This window comes from Deltaproteobacteria bacterium (genome assembly GCA_016875395.1).
Classification (GTDB): Bacteria; Myxococcota_A; UBA9160; order UBA9160; family UBA6930; genus VGRF01.
Window position 1 is genome coordinate 21,511 of the sequence record VGRF01000003.1, and the last position, 17,019, is coordinate 38,529.

17 protein-coding genes are annotated in these 17,019 nt (G+C 70.4%); 10 read left to right on the forward strand and 7 right to left on the reverse strand.

The genetic code is table 11. The features are described from left to right. Nucleotides 1-38: 38 nt before the first annotated feature. The 3 genes from FJ091_03490 (at nucleotide 39) to FJ091_03500 (ending at nucleotide 3,289) form a co-directional block, all read left to right on the forward strand. Nucleotides 39-872 (forward strand): hypothetical protein, encoded by an 834-nt coding sequence (locus FJ091_03490; protein MBM4382413.1) that lies wholly within the window; start codon nucleotides 39-41, stop codon nucleotides 870-872. 21 nt (nucleotides 873-893) lie between these two features. Continuing rightward, the gene (locus FJ091_03495; GenBank protein ID MBM4382414.1) at nucleotides 894-1,745 is read left to right on the forward strand and encodes an MBL fold metallo-hydrolase; all 852 of its coding nucleotides are present in this window, start codon (nucleotides 894-896) and stop codon (nucleotides 1,743-1,745) included. A gap of 122 nt (nucleotides 1,746-1,867) precedes the next feature. Then, entirely contained in the window at nucleotides 1,868-3,289 is a 1,422-nt protein-coding gene (locus FJ091_03500) for an MFS transporter (protein MBM4382415.1), read from the forward strand. On the opposite strand, the gene FJ091_03505 is transcribed toward FJ091_03500, so the two are convergent. The 4 genes from FJ091_03505 to FJ091_03520 form a co-directional block, all read right to left on the reverse strand. Beyond that, nucleotides 3,280-4,740: an alpha-L-fucosidase gene (locus FJ091_03505; GenBank protein ID MBM4382416.1), complete on the reverse strand. Its 1,461-nt coding sequence runs from the start codon at nucleotides 4,738-4,740 to the stop codon at nucleotides 3,280-3,282. The genes FJ091_03500 and FJ091_03505 overlap by 10 nt on opposite strands. Before the next feature lie 2 nt (nucleotides 4,741-4,742). After that, entirely contained in the window at nucleotides 4,743-5,909 is a 1,167-nt protein-coding gene (locus tag FJ091_03510) for a membrane dipeptidase (GenBank protein ID MBM4382417.1), read from the reverse strand. Next, on the reverse strand, nucleotides 5,906-6,502 hold the full coding sequence (locus FJ091_03515; GenBank protein MBM4382418.1) for a bifunctional (p)ppGpp synthetase/guanosine-3',5'-bis(diphosphate) 3'-pyrophosphohydrolase: 597 nt from the start codon (nucleotides 6,500-6,502) through the stop codon (nucleotides 5,906-5,908). The genes FJ091_03510 and FJ091_03515 overlap by 4 nt, the downstream gene beginning before the upstream one ends. A 281-nt stretch (nucleotides 6,503-6,783) precedes the next feature. Next, on the reverse strand, nucleotides 6,784-7,146 hold the full coding sequence (locus tag FJ091_03520) for a hypothetical protein (GenBank protein MBM4382419.1): 363 nt from the start codon (nucleotides 7,144-7,146) through the stop codon (nucleotides 6,784-6,786). A gap of 141 nt (nucleotides 7,147-7,287) precedes the next feature. Between FJ091_03520 and FJ091_03525 the strand changes: the two genes are divergently transcribed. Both FJ091_03525 and FJ091_03530 read left to right on the forward strand, forming a co-directional pair. Beyond that, on the forward strand, nucleotides 7,288-8,247 hold the full coding sequence (locus FJ091_03525) for an SDR family NAD(P)-dependent oxidoreductase (protein ID MBM4382420.1): 960 nt from the start codon (nucleotides 7,288-7,290) through the stop codon (nucleotides 8,245-8,247). 4 nt (nucleotides 8,248-8,251) lie between these two features. Then, nucleotides 8,252-9,505 carry a dipeptidase gene (locus FJ091_03530; protein MBM4382421.1) on the forward strand — a complete coding sequence of 418 codons (1,254 nt, stop codon included), beginning with the start codon at nucleotides 8,252-8,254 and terminating at the stop codon, nucleotides 9,503-9,505. Here FJ091_03530 and xth read toward each other — a convergent pair. After that, complete coding sequence (gene xth / locus FJ091_03535; protein MBM4382422.1) at nucleotides 9,502-10,275, reverse strand: exodeoxyribonuclease III; 774 nt, start codon at nucleotides 10,273-10,275, stop codon at nucleotides 9,502-9,504. The two genes, FJ091_03530 and xth, sit on opposite strands and share 4 nt — an antisense overlap. Before the next feature lie 107 nt (nucleotides 10,276-10,382). Between xth and FJ091_03540 the strand changes: the two genes are divergently transcribed. From FJ091_03540 to msrA, 4 genes are all read left to right on the forward strand, one after another. Continuing rightward, entirely contained in the window at nucleotides 10,383-11,567 is a 1,185-nt protein-coding gene (locus tag FJ091_03540; GenBank protein MBM4382423.1) for an acyl-CoA dehydrogenase family protein, read from the forward strand. Continuing rightward, entirely contained in the window at nucleotides 11,568-12,044 is a 477-nt protein-coding gene (locus tag FJ091_03545) for a GNAT family N-acetyltransferase (GenBank protein ID MBM4382424.1), read from the forward strand. It begins immediately after the preceding gene. A gap of 17 nt (nucleotides 12,045-12,061) precedes the next feature. Then, complete coding sequence (locus FJ091_03550; protein MBM4382425.1) at nucleotides 12,062-13,177, forward strand: acyl-CoA/acyl-ACP dehydrogenase; 1,116 nt, start codon at nucleotides 12,062-12,064, stop codon at nucleotides 13,175-13,177. Nucleotides 13,178-13,379: 202 nt separating this feature from the next. Continuing rightward, nucleotides 13,380-14,033, forward strand: coding sequence for a peptide-methionine (S)-S-oxide reductase MsrA (gene msrA, locus FJ091_03555; protein ID MBM4382426.1), 654 nt, complete (start codon nucleotides 13,380-13,382; stop codon nucleotides 14,031-14,033). A gap of 251 nt (nucleotides 14,034-14,284) precedes the next feature. Here msrA and FJ091_03560 read toward each other — a convergent pair whose 3' ends face one another. Beyond that, nucleotides 14,285-15,118, reverse strand: a complete 834-nt coding sequence (locus tag FJ091_03560) for an AMP-binding protein (protein ID MBM4382427.1) — start codon at nucleotides 15,116-15,118, stop codon at nucleotides 14,285-14,287. Nucleotides 15,119-15,277: 159 nt separating this feature from the next. Here FJ091_03560 and FJ091_03565 point away from each other — a divergent pair, with 159 nt between their 5' ends. Continuing rightward, nucleotides 15,278-16,666, forward strand: coding sequence for an amidohydrolase (locus FJ091_03565; protein ID MBM4382428.1), 1,389 nt, complete (start codon nucleotides 15,278-15,280; stop codon nucleotides 16,664-16,666). On the opposite strand, the gene FJ091_03570 is transcribed toward FJ091_03565, so the two are convergent. Beyond that, nucleotides 16,663-16,947 carry a hypothetical protein gene (locus FJ091_03570; GenBank protein MBM4382429.1) on the reverse strand — a complete coding sequence of 95 codons (285 nt, stop codon included), beginning with the start codon at nucleotides 16,945-16,947 and terminating at the stop codon, nucleotides 16,663-16,665. The genes FJ091_03565 and FJ091_03570 overlap by 4 nt on opposite strands. Nucleotides 16,948-17,019: the final 72 nt, after the last annotated feature.

Consider the following 17,019-nt stretch of genomic DNA (forward strand, 5'->3'; position numbering starts at 1 on the left):
CCTTGCCGCGCGCTCTCGCGCTGGGTGACGCTCGCGCGATGGCGCTGCACGAGGACCCCGCGAGATTCGTCGACCTCGCGCGATACCCCGTGATCGAACTCGATTCCCCCGCCGGCCGCGCGCTCGTTGCCAAGTGCCGCGCGCAGCTCGCGGATGACGGCGCTTGCGAGCTGCCCGGCTTCCTGCGCCGCGACGCGCTCGCGCGCATGCAGCGCGAAGCGGGCGAGATCGCGCCGCGCGCGCACTATCAGCGCGGCGCGGCGACGCCGTACCTCGAGCTGCCCGCCGAGCACTGGCCGGCGGATCACCCGCGCAAGCGCTGGAACCCGTTTCGCGTCGGCGCCGTCGCCTACGACCTGATCCCGCGCGAGCACGCGCTGCGACAGCTCTATGAATGGGACGGGCTCACGCGCTTCCTCGCCGCCTGCCTCGGCGAAGCGAGGCTGCACTTCTACGCAGACCCGCTCGGCGCGCTCAACGTCGCGGTGATGGGCGACGGCGACGAGCTCGAGTGGCACTTCGATCAGACCGACTTCGTCGTCTCGCTCGCGCTCGTGCCCGCGGAGGAAGGCGGAGACTTCCTGTACGCGCCGCGCGTGCGCAACGACGCGGACGAGTGTTATGGCGACGTGGGCGCGGTCCTCGACGGCGCGTCGCAGCGCGTGCGCCGCGTGCCGATGGAGCCCGGCACGCTGCTGCTCTTCCAGGGGCGCCACTCGCTCCACTGCGTCTCGAAGATCCGCGGCGCGCGCGACCGGCTGGTCGCGCTGCTCAGCTACGACCGCAAGCCCGGCACCTGCGCGAGCCCTCTCTTGCAGCAGGGCCGCTACGGCCGCGTCGTTCGCCCCGAGAACGAGCGCACCACCCCCTAACAAGCAGCCAGGAGACCTCGGATGAAGTGGAAGATTGGCGACGTCACGATCACGAAGATCACCGAGGTCGAGGTCGCCGGGAAAGCGACCTGGATCCTGCCCGACCTCACCGCCGAGAACCTCGCGCGGCCCGAGCTGGAGTGGTGCAAGCCGCACTTCGCGACCGACGCCGGCGAGGTCGTCATGAGCATCCACGCGCTGCTGATCGAGTCGCAGGGCAAGCGCATCATCGTCGACACGTGCGTCGGCAACGACAAGAACCTGAACGTGCCCAACTGGAACAAGCGCCAAGGCCCATTCCTGAAGGACCTCGCCGCGGCCGGCTTCCCCGCGGACTCGATCGACACCGTGCTCTGCACGCATCTCCACGTCGACCACGTCGGCTGGAACACCTCGCTCGAGAACGGGAAGTGGGTGCCCACGTTCAAGAACGCGCGGTACTTGTGGAACCGTGCCGAGTACGAGCACTGGTCGAAGACCGAGCAGTCGCAGTACGGCAGCGTGGTGCAGGAGTCGGTGCTGCCGGTGTACGAGGCGGGCAAGGTCGACCTCGTGACGCCGAATCACGTCGTGACGAACGAGGTGAAGCTCGAGCAGACGCTCGGGCACACGCCCGGCCACGTGAGCGTGCACGTCACCTCGCGCGGCGAGGAGGCGGTGATCACGGGCGACCTGATGCATCACCCCGCGCAGTGCTCGCACCCGGAGTGGCGCAGCAGCGCGGACAGCGACGGCGACGCCGCAGAGAGAACGCGCCACGACTTCCTCGCGCGCTACGCGGATCGCCCCGTGCTGATCATCGGCACGCACTTCGCGACGCCGACCGCGGGCAAGATCGTGCGCGACGGCGGCGCCTATCGATTCGCAGTCTGAGCGCGCGATGAGCGCGACCGCAGCGGAGGCCATGACAGCTGAGCCCAGCGCCCCTGCGCTGCCGCTGCGCCTCAGGTACAAGCTCCGGCACTCACGCCTGGAAGCGCAGCGGAACGCTTAGGGTGCAGCCCGCGCAGACGAGCTACGCCGCGCGCTTCGCGTACGGCATCGGCGGGACCGCGACGTCGGTGAAGGACGCCGCGGTCGTGCACTTCCTGCTGCTCTTCTACACGCAGGTCGCAGGCTTGCCGGGCGCGCTGTTCGGCATCGCGTCGATGGTCGCGCAGGTGGCCGACGCGCTGATCGATCCGGTGATCGGGACCTGGTCCGACAACACGCGCTCGCGCCTCGGTCGCCGACACCCATTCATGCTCGCCGCCGCGGTGCCCTACGCCGCCGCGTTCTACCTGCTGTTCAACCCGCCCGCGGGCCTCTCACAGACTGCGCTCTTCGCGTGGGCCATGGCCTCCATGGTGTTGGTGCGCGCACTGCTCGCGTTCTTCGCGATTCCGCACACCGCGCTCGGCGCGGAGCTCTCGACCGATTACGCCGAGCGCACGCAGATCGCGGGCGACCGCAACGTGCTCGCGTGGCTCGGCGGAATCTTGCTGCCCACCGCCGCCTACCAGCTCATCTTCACTTCGAGCGCGGGCAACGACGGCCGGCTCGTCGAGAGCAACTACGCGATCTATGCGGCGCTCTCCGCGGCCGTGATCGTGACGGTCGCGTTCACCTCTGCGCTCGGCACGCGCGCCGCGATCCCGCGGCTGCCGGTGCCGCGCGAGCAGCGCAGGCTCACGTTGCTCGACCCGTTCCGCGACGTCGCATTCGCGCTCCGCAACCACAACTTCCGCCGCGTGTTCGGCGCGCTCCTCATCGCCGGCGGCGTCACCGGCGTCTCGACCATGTTCACCGCGCTCACCTGGCTCTACTTCTGGGAGTTCACCACCGCCCAGACCTCGATCATCACGCTCACGTCGATCGCGCCGACCCTCGTGGCGTTCCTCGTGACCGGCCCGCTCAGCCAGCGCTTCGAGAAGAAGACCCTCTACTTCGCGACGATGCTCGTGCTGATCGCAAACTCGCTCTGGTTCCCGAGCGCGCGCCTGCTCGGGCTGCTCCCGGCGAACGGCACCGACGCGATCTTCTGGATCGCGCTCGCCACGAACTTTCTGACCGTGCTCGTGCTCGTCCTCAACGGCAGCGTGTGGCCGTCGATCATCGCCGACATCGCCGACGAGTACGAAGTGCAGCACGGTGAACGTAAGGACGGCGTGTTCTTCGCGGCGCTCGCGTTCGGCCTCAAGGTTCCGCAGGGCCTCGGCAACGTACTCGGCGGCCTCTTGATCGCGTGGGTCGGCGTGCTGCCGGGCATGAAGCCGGGCGCGGTCGCCGACGACGTGCTCATGCGGCTCGGCCTCGTGGCCGGGCCATTCGTCGCGCTCAGCTTGATCCTGCCGCTCTTCGCGATGGCGCGTTACGACATCTCGCGCGCGCGCCACGGCGCGCTGCGCAGTGAGATCGAGGCGAGGGCTCAGGCCTGAGCGTTCGCGAGATCCCGCACGCCGCTGAGCGCGATCGCATGCGCCGGCTCGTCGCCGAGCGCGGGGAGCGCGAGCTTCACGCCGCGCGGCGTCGCCTCCAGCGCGAGCGCGCCGCCGCCCACGAGCCGCGCCGCCTCCGCGCTCACGCCTAACAGCTCGGCGCTCGCGCCGGGTGCGCCGATCAGCCACGCGTAGACCGTGTCTCCGCGCGCGGTGAAGCGCACGCCGAGGCCCTCTGCGGTCTTGCCTTCCGCGCGCTTCCACGGCTTCGTCGCGTAGAGCGCCTCGCCGTTTCGCCGCGTGAAGCTGCCGAGCCAGCGCAGGCGAGCGAGCTGCTCGCCGGGAATCTGCGCGTCTTCACCCCGCGGCCCCACGTTCAGCAACAAGTTCCCGTTCTTCGAGGCGATGTCGACGAGCGAGTGAATCAGCGCCTCGCGCGAGAGGAAGTCCTCGGGGCGCGAGGCGCGGTTGAAGCCGAAGCTCTTGTCCATCCCGCGCACGCTCTCCCACTTCTCGGGGCGCACGTCGGCGAAGCTCGTGTACTCGGGCGTGCGCGTGTCGCAGTGCACGCCGGGCGGCGGCGTGAGCGCCGCGCGCGCTCTCAGCACGGCGGCCTTCACGCGCGCGTTGAAGCGATTGCGCACGAACGGAATTCGCATCAGCCGCCCCATCGGGTAGACGGGCGACCAGCGATCGTTCACGAGGCCTTCGGGGATCGCGTTGTAGTAGTCGGCGAAGAGGCGCAGCAGCGAGGCCTTGTCGCCGGCCCACGAGATGTCGTTCCAGAGCACGTCCGGCTGCACGCGCTCGATCAGCTCGCGGAAGTGCGCGTCCGCGTAGCGCGGGTAGGCGCCGCCGGGCGCCGCGGCGATCAGGTCGCCGATGTTCGCGATCGGGCGCGCGTCGAAGGTCCAGTCGAGCCCCCCCGAATAATAAGTCCCGAAGCGGATGCCCCGCGCGCGGACCGCGCGCGCCAGCTCGCCCACGACGTCGCGCCGCGTATGGAAGCCGGGGCGCTTCGGATTCGGCACGCGCGTGGGCCACAGGCAGAACCCGTCGTGGTGCTTGGTGACGAGCACGACGTAGCGCGCGCCCGCCGCGGCGAACGCGTCGGCCCACGCCTCGGGATCCCAGCGCTCCTCGACGACGCGAGCGAACTCTGCCGCGAACTCGTGCATCGGCTTCGCGCCGAAGTGCTCGCGGTGATACATCGCGACGCTCGAATTCGGGAAGCGCAGCGAGTTCTCGTACCACTCCGTGTACGGCACCTCGACCTGCATGTCGGTGTAGCGCTCGAGCAGGAGCTCGTTGATCTCCTTCTCGCGCGGCGCGAAGCCGATCACGGACGCCGGCGTCCAGTGCACGAAGATGCCGAGCTTCGCCTCGCCGTACCACGCGGGGGCGCGGTGCGACTTCACGCTCTCGAGGGTCGCTTCGAATCTGTTCGGCACGTTCACTCCGGTAGCAGCTTCGCGATCAGCGCGAGCGTGTTCTCGCCGAGCGCGAGGCGCACTTCTTCCGGCGAGAAGCCCTCGGCCAGCAGCGCGTCGACGAGCACGGGCGTCTCGCTGATGTCGAACGCGGTCGTCACGGCGCCGTCGAAGTCGCTGCCGAGCGCGACGTGCTCGATGCCGACCAGGTCGCGCACGTGCTTCATCGCGCGCGCGACCGCGCGCGGCGCGGTGTCGCACACCGCGCCCGCGAACGCGCCGATGCCGATCACGCCGCCGTTCGCGGCAATCGCGCGAATCTCGTCGTCGCTCAGATTGCGCGGGCCGGGGCAGGTGGCCTGCACGCCCGTGTGCGAGACGACGACCGGGCGCGTCGCGAGTGCGAGCACGTCGCGGATCGTGGCGGGCGAAGCGTGCGCGAGGTCCGCGATCAGCGAGAGCTCGCCCATGCGCTTCACCGCAGCGCGGCCGAGCTCCGTGAGCCCGTGCTTCTCCTCGCCCGCCGAGGAGCCCGCGAACGGATTGTCGAAGAAGTGCGCGAAGCCGACCATGCGGAAGCCCGCGGCGTGCAACGCGTCGAGCGATTCGACCCTGCCGTCGAGCGCGTGCATGCCTTCGAGCCCGAGGAACGCTGCCGTGCGCTGCGGATCGCGCGCGTGCGCTTCGAGATGCGCGGCGAGATCGGCGCGCCCCGCGACGAGCGCGAGCTTCCCGCCTGAGCCCGCCGCCGCGTTCCGCAACAACTCGGCTTGCGTGAGCGCGCGCGCCAGGCGGCTCGTGTAGGTGCGCGGGCTCCAGCCGCTCGCGATCGAGAGCGGCGTGTTCATGTCGAACGCCTCCGCCGAGTTGCGCTCGAAGTTGAGACCCCAGGGCGACTGCGTCGCGACGCCGAACACCTGCAGCACCACGCGGCCCTCGATCAGACGCGGCACGTCCACCTGCCCCGCGTCGCCGCGCGCGAGGATGTCGCGCGGCCAGAGCAGCGGGTCGGCGTGAAGATCCGCGATGCGCAGCTCGGCGTGGAACGCGCGCGCGGCGGGCGACGTCGCGAATGGAGTCTCAGGGCGTTCGACGGCGTTCATCGTGCGATCGGCGACGCGCGGCAGCGCGCAGAACCCGACGACGAGCAGCACGGAGAGCGCGATGACCGAGTTGCGAACGAGCTTCATGGTTTCTCTGAAGCCTCCGGAACGAAGCGCGCGAGCTCGGCAGCGAGGTGGCGCAGCTCTGCGCGCAAGCGCGGCGGGATGCCGGTGCCGAGCGCCTCGATGACGGCCTCGTAGTACCAGCGGATCTGGCTCGGCGAGCCCGAGAAGCGGCGCAGCGTGCGCACGCCGTGGGTCGCGACGTCGTCCACCAGCGCGCGCAGGTTGTCGAGCTTGTCGCACGCCGAGACGAGGCGAACGCGCTTCTTCACGCGTGCGAGATGCGCCACGTAGCGCCGCTTGCGCTTCAGCCAGTCGGACTTGTTACGGGCCGTGTCGCCCTCGAGCACGTCGCTCAGCGCGCGCACCATCTTCGCCACGTCTGCGCCGAAGCGCCCGCGCAGCTCCGCCTCGCTCACGCCGCAATCCTCGATCGTGTCGTGCAGCAGCCCCGCCGCTGCCTGCCGCGCATCGCCGCCGTGCTCGAGCACGAGGCCGCAAACGCGAATCACGTGCGAGACATACGGGATCTTCGTGCCTTTGCGCCGTTGCCCGCGGTGCGCCTCGAGTGCGAACGCGGTGGCGTCGGCGATGAGCTGGCGGTCGGCGGCGTTCATGCCCGCGCCCCCGGAACCCGGCGTCGGAGTCCGCCTCCGTTCACGCGTGTCCACCCTTCGCTCTGCGGCGAGTGCTCGATCAATGGGGCGAGCGCGCGGGCGCGTTCGAGGGCGGCCATGGCGACTCCGGTGCAGCGACAGGAGCGCGACTCTATCGGAGCGGAATCGAGGGAAACGCGTCTGACGCCGAGTTGGCGATTTTCTCGCAGCATCGACCGCAACTCGTTGAATCGGGGGAAATCGCGGACTTCGCGCCTGACGCTGATTTCGCGATTCCGCGTTCAGTACGCCCGCAGCGCCTCCGCCGGTGAGACGCGCGCGGCGCGCAGGGCGGGCATCACGCCGGCCACGATCGCGACCAGTACGAGCGAGCCGCTGATCGCAGCTGTCGTCACGGGGTCGGGCCACGCGCTCGTCTCGATGCCGCCGCGCTCGAAGGCGCTGCGCAGCGCGCGCAGATCGCGAATTTCGCTCTCGTCGAAGTGATGCCGGCCGTGATGGCCCCAGCGTCCGCCGCCGTGGCCGAGCCAGCCTCCGCCGCCGCCGAGAGCGGGCGCTGCGAAGAGCGCGCCGAGCGCGCCCGCGCCGGCGATGCCCGCGAGCGAGAGGCCGATCCAGCGCCGTCGATTCATCGTGAACTTCATCGCGTTCTCCTCGTGAAGCGCGTCGGGCGCGCGCTTCGCTTCGATCGAAGCTACGCGGCAGAGGCTTCGCGGAAGCGTCGGCGGCGTAAAGTTGTGTAAACCCGCCGCTCGCACGGCGCGCAACTTTCAGAAGGGGCCCCCATGGCCCGCGTCTTCTCCTCGAAGTCCACGACCGACGACGTGCTCGCAGGCATCGACCTCAGCGGCAAGCTGGCACTTGTTACGGGCGCCAGCTCCGGCCTCGGCGTCGAGACGGCGCGCGCGCTCGCGGCAAAGGGCGCGCGCGTGGTGATGGCCGCGCGCGACGTTCCGAAGATCGAGCAGCAAGCCGCCACGATTCGCGCGAAGCATCCCGCGGCGCAGCTCGAGGTGATGGAGCTGCACCTCGACAAGCCCGCCAGCGTGCGCGCCTTCGCGAAGGCGTTCCTCGCGAAGCACGCGCGCCTGAACATGCTCGTGGGCAACGCCGGCGTGATGGCTTGCCCGCTGATGCGCACCGCCGAGGGCTGGGAGATGCAGTTCGCGACGAACCACCTCGGCCACTTCCTGCTCGCGAACCTGTTGTTGCCCGCGCTGCAGGCGGGCGCGCCGTCGCGGGTGATCTCCGTCAGCAGCGCCGGACACCAGTTCTCCCCCGTCGTGTTCGACGACATCCACTTCGAGCGCCGCGCTTACGACAAGTGGATGTCCTACGGCCAGGCGAAGACCGCGAACATCCTATTCGCGGTCGAGTTCGATCGCCGCTTCGCGTCGCGCGGCGTGCGCGCGTTCTCCAACCACCCTGGCGGCATTCGCACCGAGCTGGGCCGGCACCTCACGGAGGAGGACATCAAGCTGCTCACCGAGCGCTCGCAGCAGCGCGCATCGAAGGGCGTCATGGTTTGGAAGAACGAGCAGCAGGGCGCGTCGACGCAAGTGTGGGGCGCGACGGCGCCCGAGCTCGACGGCAAGGGTGGGCTCTACCTCGAGGAGACGCAGATCTCCGGCACCGCGCCGCCGCCGGGCTCCGCGGGGGCCGCGCCGTACGCGCTCGATCCGCAGCAAGCGAGGCGACTCTGGGAAGTCTCGGAGCGAGCGCTCGGTGAGAGCTTCCCGGCCTAGCTTGATGAAGCGTCAGCCAGCGCGAGGCGCGGTCCTGCTTCTCGCGCTCGCGAGTGCAGTCGCTGCGGGGCCGCCGAAGCTCAGCCGTGACCAGGCGCTCGCGCGCGCGCACGCCGTGCTCGCGCGTGCGCCGGTGATCGACGGCCACAACGACCTCGCGATCGCACTGCGCGAGGCCGCGGGCGACGGCACGCTGAGCGTCGGCGCGTTTCCGCAGATGCGGCCCGAGGGGCAAACCGACCTCGCGCGCCTGCGCGCGGGCCGCATCGGCGGCCAGCTGTGGAGCGTGTTCATTCCCGGCGAGGAGACTCACGCCGCGCGCATGCAGCTCGAGCAGATCGAGCTGATGAAGCGCCTGATCGAATCGAGCGCGGGCGAAGTCGTGCTCGCTCGCAGCGCGGACGAGCTCGAGGCCGCGATGCGCGCCGGCAAGATCGGCGGCCTGCTCGCGATGGAAGGCGGCTACGGGCTCGAGAGCTCCCTCGCCCTGCTGCGCAGTTATTACGAGCTCGGCGTGCGCTCGATGGGACTCATCCACAACGCGCCGCTCGACTGGGCCGACTCGCAGGCGCTGCCCGCGAAGCACAGCGGGCTCACCGCATTCGGCGAAGATGTCGTGCGCGAGATGAACCGGCTCGGGATGCTCGTCGACCTGTCGCACGCGAGCGACGAGACGGCGCTGGATGCGATGCGCGTGTCGCGCGCGCCCGTGATCTTCTCGCACCAGGCCGCGCGCGCGATCTGCGACATCCCGCGCAACGCGCCCGACGCGGTGCTCCGCGCGCTCGGCGAGAACGGCGGCATCGTGATGGTCACGTTCGTCGGAGGCTTCGTGTCGCAGGAGATGGCGAACGTCGTGCTGCCCGCGATGAAGGCGTATCGCGAACAGGCAGCGGCGGCGAAGGACGACGCCGCGCGCGAGCTGTTACGGAAGCAGATCTTCGGCGCGCTGAAGCTGCCGCGGGTGACGGCGGCGCACGTCGCGGATCACGTGGAGTACGTACGCGACGTCGCGGGTGTGGATCACGTCGGCCTCGGCGGCGACTTCGACGGCGCGTTCGGGTTCCCCGAAGACCTGAGCGACGTCTCGATGTACCCGAACCTGTTCGCCGAGCTCGTGCTGCGCGGCTGGAGCGACGAGGACCTCGCGAAGCTCGCGAGCGGGAACTTCCTGCGCGTGATGCGCGAGGCGGAGATCGCGACGTTGCGAAGAGAGATCGACGCGGTCTCGCTCGATCCGTCGGCGGCGGCGCGCTAGGCGACGTCCACCCACACCGGGGAGTGATCGCTCGCCGTGAAGCCGTCCTGCTTCTTGCGGTACTCGCGGTCGATCTCGACTGCCTTCACGCGCGCGGCGAGCGGCGCGCTGCCGAGCACGAAGTCGATGCGCAGGCCGTGGCCGCGGTGGAAGGCGCCGTCGCGGTAATCCCACCAGGAGAAGGCCTGCTTGTCGGGATGCTGCGCGCGGAAGAGATCGCTGAAGCCGAGCGCGAGCAAGCGCTGCCAGCGCGCGCGCTCGTCGTCGGTGTGGAAGATGTGCCCGTGGAGCGCGGGCTCGTTCCACGAGTCGAGCGGTGTGGGGCAGAGATTGAAGTCGCCGCACAACAAGTGCGGCGCGCTCGCGATGCCGTGCTTCGCAAAGTGCTCGGCCAGAGCGTCGAGCCAGGCGAGCTTGCGCGGGTAGTCCTCGTGCGTGACGTGCTTGCCGTTCGGCACGTACACCGTGGTGAACACGACACCCGCGACCTCGGCGCTGAGCAGCCGCGCGCCCATCTCTTGTTGGCCGGGCAGCCCGGTCTGCACCACGCGCGCCGCTTCGCGCGCGAGAATCGCGACGCCGTTCCACGCCTTCTGCCCGTGCGTCACGGCGCGGTAGCCGAGCGGCGCGAACACGTCGTGCGGAAACTGCTCGTCGGTGAGCTTCAGCTCCTGCAGGCCGACCACGTCGGGCTGCCGCGCGCGGAGCCAGTGCTGCACGAAATCGAGCCGCGCGCGGAGGCCGTTCACGTTCCAAGTCGCGAGACGCATGCGCGCGGAGGTAGCACCCGAGCGAACGTTCAGGCCGGGCCATTTTGATCGCCCGGTCATTTCGCCCCGGCCAGAATGACCGGGGCCCGCGGTAGCCTGCGCGCCCCATGGCAGATGAACACGACGAGCTCCGTGCGCGCGTCCGCGAGTGGCTGCGCGCGAACCTTCCTCCCGCGCCGGCGTTCGCGCTGCCGCAGAACGCGCTCACCGTGCAGAACACGCAGCAGATGCAGTGGCTGCGCGCGTGGCAGGCGCGGCTCTACGACGCCGGCTTCGTCGGCGCGGAGTGGCCCACGCAGTACGGCGGACGCGGGCTCGCGCGCGGCGCGCAGCGCACGATCGATGCGGAGCTCGCGCGCGGCGGCGCGCCGTTCCTCGTGAACAACGTCGCGCTCGCGTGGGCGGGGCCGATGATCCTGCACTACGGCAGCGAGCCGCAGCGCCTGCGCTACCTCGCGAAGTTGTTACGGGCCGACGAGATCTGGTGCCAAGGCTTCAGCGAGCCGGGCTCGGGCAGCGACCTCGCGTCGCTGCGCACGCGCGCCGTGCGCGACGGCGACGCCTACGTCATCGACGGCCACAAGGTGTGGACTTCGCTCGGGCAATTCGCGGACCACATGATCCTGCTAGCGCGCACCGACCCCGCCGCCGTGAAGCACGCGGGCATCTCCTACTTCCTCTCGCCCATGCACGCGCCCGGCGTCGAGGTGCGCCCGCTCGTGAAGTTCACCGGCGAGGGCGGCTTCAATCAGGTGATCTTCACGAACGCGCGCATCCCCGCGGACACGCTGCTCGGCCGCGAGGGACAAGGCTGGGAGCTCGCGACCGCGACGCTCTCGTTCGAGCGCGGCGCGAGCGAGGGGGCCGCGGGCGCGTCGGGCGTGGGCGGCGCCTCGCTCGGCGAGCTGCTCGAGTTGTTACGGAGCGCGCCCGCCGCGCTGCGCGACGATCCGATCGTGCGCGACAAGCTGGCCGCGCTCGCGATCGAGACCGTGGCGCTGCGCTACGCCGCGGCGCGCATTCGCACGCCGGGGCTCACCGTGGACCGCCCGCAGGCGCTGCCACTGATGGGCAAGCTCGTCAGCTCCGAGCTCACGCAGCGCGCGACCGACTTCGGCCTCGAGCTGTCGGGCCTCGGCGGAACGCTCTGGAAGGATCCCGCAGTGGCGGACTCGGGCGACTGGGCGCACAGCTACTTCAACTCCTACATCGGCACGATCGCCGGCGGCACGAGCGAGATCCTGCGCAACGTGCTCGGCGAGAAGGTGCTCGGGCTTCCGAAGAGCCGCTGAGTGGCGCGCGCGGCCGACATCGCGATTCGCGCGGCCACCGCCGCCGACTTCGACGCCATGCGCGCGCTCGACGCGCTCGCTGCGAGCGACGGCGCGCGCGTGCGGACGCTGCGGCACGCGATCGACGCCGGCGAATGCCTCGTCGCGTGGGCTGCGGGTGACGTGCTCGGCTTCGCGATCGTCGATCACACGTTCTACGACCACGGCTTCCTGCGCCTCCTCGTCGTGCGCGAGAGCGCGCGGCGCCGAGGCATCGGCAGCGCGCTCGTGCGCGCCGCGGAGGAGCGCTGCGCCAGCGCGAAGCTGTTCACGTCGACGAACGCGTCGAACGCGCCGATGCGGGAGCTGCTCGCGCGGCTCGGCTACGTGCGCAGCGGCACGATCGACAACCTCGACCCAGGCGACCCCGAGTGCGTCTACGTGCGCGCGCTGCGCGGCACGCTCGAGCCGGCGCCCGCGCCCTCCCCGCGTCCCTAACAACGAGGATCTCCGCGATGAGCGTCCGCCTCCGCTACGACGAAGACCACGCGCTGCTGCGCGACGAAGCGCGGCGCTGGCTCGCCGAGCGCGTGACGCCCGCGGAGCTGCGCCGCCTCGCGCAAGACGCGCGCGGCGACGAGCCGGCGTGGTGGAAGCAGCTGGGCGAGCTCGGCTGGACGGGGCTCGTCACGCCCGAGAAGTGCGGCGGCGCCGGCCTCGTCGCGGTGGCGCTCGCCGTGATCTGCGAGGAATCGGGGCGCAGGCTGCTGCCTTCGCCGCTCGTGCCGACGCTCCTCGCAGCGAAGGCGATCGAGCTCGCGGGGAGCGATGCGCAGCGCGAGCGCTGGCTTCCGCGCATCGCGCGCGGTGACGGCATCGCGACGCTCGCGCACGCGGAGGCGAGCGGCGCGTGGGAGGCGGACGCGACGAGCGCGATGATCGCGGGCGAGCGGTTGTCAGGGAGCAAGGCGCACGTCTGGGCAGCGCCGAGCGCGAGCGTGTTCGTCGTGCCCGCGCGCGAGAACGGCGCGCTGCGACTCGCGGTGGTGGAAGCGAGCGCCGCGGGCGTCACGCACGACGCAGAGGTTGTGATCGACCCGAGCCGCCGCCAAGGCCGCGTGCGCTTCGAGCGCGCCGCGTGTGACGTGCTCGCGGGCGACGCCGAGGCCGCGTGGCGCGCGCTCGTCCCGTGGGCGCAGATCGCGCTCGCCGGAGAGATGGCGGGCGGCGCCGATGCAGCGCTCACGCTGACCGCCGCGTATGCGCAGACGCGCGTGCAGTTCGATCGCCCGATCGGCTCGTTCCAGGCAATCAAGCACCCGCTCGTGAACGTGCTCATCGGCGTCGAGCAGCTGCGCACGCTCGTGTACGTCGCGGCGTCTGCGCTCGAAGCCAACGACGCGGAGGCGCCGCTGCTCGCGCGCATGGCGAAGGCCGCCGCGAACGAGGTGTACCCGCACGCCTGCAATCGCGCCGTGCAGTTCCACGGCGGCTACGGCTTCACCGAGGACTGCGACGCGCACCTCTACCTGCGCCGCGCGCTCGCCTCGCGCGTCGCGTTCGGCGACGCGCGCTCGCAGCGCGCCGCGATCGCGAGCGCCCTGCTCGATGGCGGTGCGGAGCTGCCGTAGCGCCGAGGCGTTCGGGGCGTGCGGAGTTGGCCCGGTCATTTCGGCCCGGCCGGAATGACCGCGCGTGAGACATTCCGGCCGGGCCGAAATGTCTCAGCCGCACGCGCCTCCGTGGACGGGGCCCGTCCGGCGCGCCGGTACCGCGGGGCCCGTCCCGCGTCGTTGCGCGGGCTACGTTGCGCCCATTCTCAGGAGACGCGTCATGGTGCTCGACTACTTCCGCAAAAAGCAGCGCTTGGTTTCGTCCGCCGAGGCGCTCCCCGGCCGCGCGCAGAAGATGCCGGTCGCGGCGCGCCACACCGTGCTCGGCAACGCGCTTCTGCCGCCGTACCCTGCGCACCTCGAGCTCGCGATGTTCGGGCTCGGCTGCTTCTGGGGCGCTGAGCGCAAGTTCTGGCAACCGCGCGGCGTGTGGAGCACCTCGGTCGGCTACGCGGGCGGCTACACGCCCAATCCTTCTTACGAAGAAGTGTGCTCGGGCCTCACGGGGCACACCGAGGTCGTGCGCGTCGTGTTCGACCCGAAGCAGATCGCGTACACCGAGCTGCTGCGCGTGTTCTGGGAGAGCCACGACCCGACGCAGGGCATGCGCCAAGGCAACGACGTCGGCACGCAGTACCGCAGCGCGATCTACACGTACGGCGCGGAGCAGCTCGCGGCAGCGCGCGAGAGCGCAGAGATGTTCGGCAAGGAGCTCGAGCGCGCGGGCTACGGCGCGATCACGAGCGAGATCCGCGAGGCGCCCGAGTACTACTTCGCCGAGGACTACCACCAGCAGTACCTCGACAAGAACCCCGACGGCTACTGCGTCCTCGGCGGCACTGGAGTCGCCTGCCCGATCAGGCTGAAGCGCTGAGCGCCTAGGCCGCTGGGAAGGTCGATCGTCCGGCGTCTGGCGCTGAGGGATCGGGTCGGTCCGGTCGCGCCTCGCCCCTGCCATCCTGCGTTCGCCTCCGACCGCTCGCGTCCGCCTGCGGCCGGCTTGCCGCGAACCTGCCGGCGCGGCGATTCCGCCGCTCGGCGCGTGCTATCGCCGCCGCGTTCGAGTCACGCACTTTCGGAGCTCTATGCGCGCGCAAACGTCGCCGGGAGGCATCAGCCAGGCCTTCATCGTGCGCGCCCCGGACCCGGCCGCCTACCTCGCGCTCGTCGGGAAGCTCGCCGCGAACGCTGAGCGCCTCGGCAATCCCGTTCCGAGCGTGTGGCAGGCAACGTCGGCGGTGCGACGTACGTGCAGTCACCGCTTGTTAGGTCGGCGCCGACGCCGAGGCCGGTCGCGGTCGCGAGAAAGCGGTGATGGCTGAAGTTCGCGGCCTTGGGCATGCCGGTGGTGCCGCTCGTGTAGATGTAGAAGAGGTTGTGGTTCGCGCGGAGCTTCGCGCGCGCGCCGCGATCGAAGGCGGCCTTGCTCTCGGCTTCGAGCGCGGCGTCGAGGCTCTGCGCGCCCGGAGCGTCGCCGTTGCGCGCCCACACACGCGGCGGCGGTTCGAGCAGCGGCGCCGCCGAAGCGAAGCGCTCGGCGAGATCAGCCCCGAGCACGAGCTGCTTCGCGCCCGAGATGCGCAGCGAGTGCGCGAGCGGGATGCCCGTGAGGTTCGTGTTGATCAGCGCCGTGACGACGCCGAGCTTCGCGAGCCCGAGCCAGGTCGCGATGAACTCGGGACAGTTCTGCATGAAGAGCGCGACCACATCGCCGTGCGCGAGCCCCTCGCGCTGCGCCCAGCGCGCGACGCGGTTCGCCTCGGCGTCGAGCGCGGCGTAGCTGAGCACGCGCTCCTCGAAGCGCAGCGCGATCGCGCCGGGCGCGCGCCGCACGTTCGCCTCGAACGCGTCCGCCACGGTGAACGCACCCTCGGGCTTGATCGCGAGCACGCGTCGCAGGAGGCGCAGATTGCGGGCGGTCTCCTCTGCATCGAGGCGAAGGTTCTCGAGCCAGCTCATGCGGTGACCTCGGCGCGATCTTCGCGCACGCTGCGTGCGCCGCCCGCGTGATACGGTGGCCGTTGTTAGAGCGGAGGAACGTGGTGGACTGGAACGCGATCGGCGCACTGGTCGCATCGCTCACCCCCGCCCAACGCTGACCCCGCTCGGAGGCTCACGATGCAGATGAACGACATGATCCTCGTTTCGGTCGACGACCACGTGTGCGAGCCGCCGGACTTGTTCGAGCGCCACGTGCCCGAGAAGTGGCGCACACGCGCGCCGCGGCTTCTTCAGAAGAACGACGGAAACGACGCGTGGCACATCGAAGGCCACCAGATTCCGAACATCGGCCTCAACGCCGTCGCCGGCCGGCCGCACGAGGAGTACGGGATGGAGCCGACGCAGCTGAAGCAGCTGCGCGCGGGTTGTTACGACCGGCGCGCGCGCGTCGACGACATGAACGCGAGCGGCGTGCTCGGCTCGATGTGCTTCGCCTCGATGACGGGCTTCTGCGGCGAGCTGTTCGGGCGCCTCGAGGACAAGGAGCTCGGGCGCGTGCTCACGATGTCGTACAACGACTGGCACGTGGACGACTGGTGCGGCGGCGCGCCCGGCCGCTTCATTCCGCTCGCGCTGCCGCTGTTGTGGGATCCCAAGGCGACCGCCGACGAGATTCGCCGCCTCGCGAAGCGCGGCTGCCACGCGATGACGTTCCCCGACGTTCCGCCGGGCCTCGGCTACCCGAGCCTGCACAGTGATTACTGGACGCCGATCTGGGAGGCCGCCGACGAGTGCAGCACGGTGCTGTGCATGCACATCGGCTCCGGCACGGGGATGAACCTGCAGGACATGACGGCGCCGGTGGAGATCATGATCACCGGCACGCCGATCTCGCTGTTCGGCGGCGTGAACGAGCTCGTCTACTCGAAGTTCCTGCCCAAGTACAAGAACCTGAAGTTCGCGCTCAGCGAAGGCGGCATCGGCTGGATCCCGTACTTCCTCGAGCGCGCCGACTACGTCCACCGCCACCACCACAAGTGGACACTCAACGACTTCGGCGGGCGCCTCCCGAGCGACGTGTTCCGCGAGCACGTCGTGGTGTGCTTCATCGACGACGCCGTCGGCGTGCGCAACCGCGACCTGATCGGAGTCGAGTCGATCACCTGGGAGTGCGACTACCCGCACAGCGACAGCACATGGCCTAACGCGCCCGAAGCGCTCTGGGAGAGCCTCGCCGGCGTGCCCGACGCCGAGGTCGACGCGATCACGCACAAGAACGCGATGCGCGTGTTCTCGTACGACCCGTTCCGCCATTTGCCGCGCGCGCAGGCAACCGTGGGGGCGCTGCGCGCGCAGGCGAAGCACGTCGACGTGCGCCCCGCGCCCGGCAAAGGCGGGAAGAAGCCGAGTGATTACGCCGCCGGCTACGCCACCGTCGGCGACGTGATCAAGCAGATGGCCGGCGCCTTCGCGGTCGCGTTCCGTGACGACCAGGGCGTGGACGAAGCGCAGGTGCGCCAGCGGCTGATCGAGCGCGCACAGCGCGGGGCGGTGGGGAGGCGTTAGCAGTCGCCCTTCGCGAGGCCCGCGCGCACATCCGCAAGGTGGAACAGTGCGCGCTCGACCCTGCCGAGCCACGCGAGGAAAACGAACGGCGCGAAGTTCACGCTGACTGCCCATTGGGCCGACGCGTCGAACGTCATCTGAAAGCCCGCGCCGCCGCCAGGTTTGACGAGGAAGTCTCCTGCCCCGTTGATCTCGAGCAGGGTGAGGGCGCCTATGTAGAACTCGTATCCGATGCCGCCGAGCACGAAGTGGGGCACTTGGAGGTAAAGCAGGAGGCGCATGGAGTGGATTGCCCGAAGAGGCGCGATCAGCAGCCGTCGAGCAGCACGTACACGAGTCCATCGATGGTCGCC

Bases quoted from the DNA above. Each gene is read 5' to 3' on its own strand.
- FJ091_03490 (MBM4382413.1), top strand. From the start codon at position 39: ATGGCGCTGCACGAGGACCCCGCGAGATTCGTCGACCTCGCGCGATAC.
- FJ091_03495 (MBM4382414.1), top strand. From the start codon at position 894: ATGAAGTGGAAGATTGGCGACGTCACGATCACGAAGATCACCGAGGTC.
- FJ091_03510 (MBM4382417.1), bottom strand. From the start codon at position 5,909: ATGAAGCTCGTTCGCAACTCGGTCATCGCGCTCTCCGTGCTGCTCGTC.
- FJ091_03515 (MBM4382418.1), bottom strand. From the start codon at position 6,502: ATGAACGCCGCCGACCGCCAGCTCATCGCCGACGCCACCGCGTTCGCA.
- FJ091_03520 (MBM4382419.1), bottom strand. From the start codon at position 7,146: ATGAAGTTCACGATGAATCGACGGCGCTGGATCGGCCTCTCGCTCGCG.
- FJ091_03525 (MBM4382420.1), top strand. From the start codon at position 7,288: ATGGCCCGCGTCTTCTCCTCGAAGTCCACGACCGACGACGTGCTCGCA.
- FJ091_03530 (MBM4382421.1), top strand. From the start codon at position 8,252: ATGAAGCGTCAGCCAGCGCGAGGCGCGGTCCTGCTTCTCGCGCTCGCG.
- xth (MBM4382422.1), bottom strand. From the start codon at position 10,275: ATGCGTCTCGCGACTTGGAACGTGAACGGCCTCCGCGCGCGGCTCGAT.
- FJ091_03540 (MBM4382423.1), top strand. From the start codon at position 10,383: ATGGCAGATGAACACGACGAGCTCCGTGCGCGCGTCCGCGAGTGGCTG.
- FJ091_03550 (MBM4382425.1), top strand. From the start codon at position 12,062: ATGAGCGTCCGCCTCCGCTACGACGAAGACCACGCGCTGCTGCGCGAC.
- msrA (MBM4382426.1), top strand. From the start codon at position 13,380: ATGGTGCTCGACTACTTCCGCAAAAAGCAGCGCTTGGTTTCGTCCGCC.
- FJ091_03560 (MBM4382427.1), bottom strand. From the start codon at position 15,118: ATGAGCTGGCTCGAGAACCTTCGCCTCGATGCAGAGGAGACCGCCCGC.
- FJ091_03565 (MBM4382428.1), top strand. From the start codon at position 15,278: ATGCAGATGAACGACATGATCCTCGTTTCGGTCGACGACCACGTGTGC.
- FJ091_03570 (MBM4382429.1), bottom strand. From the start codon at position 16,947: ATGCGCCTCCTGCTTTACCTCCAAGTGCCCCACTTCGTGCTCGGCGGC.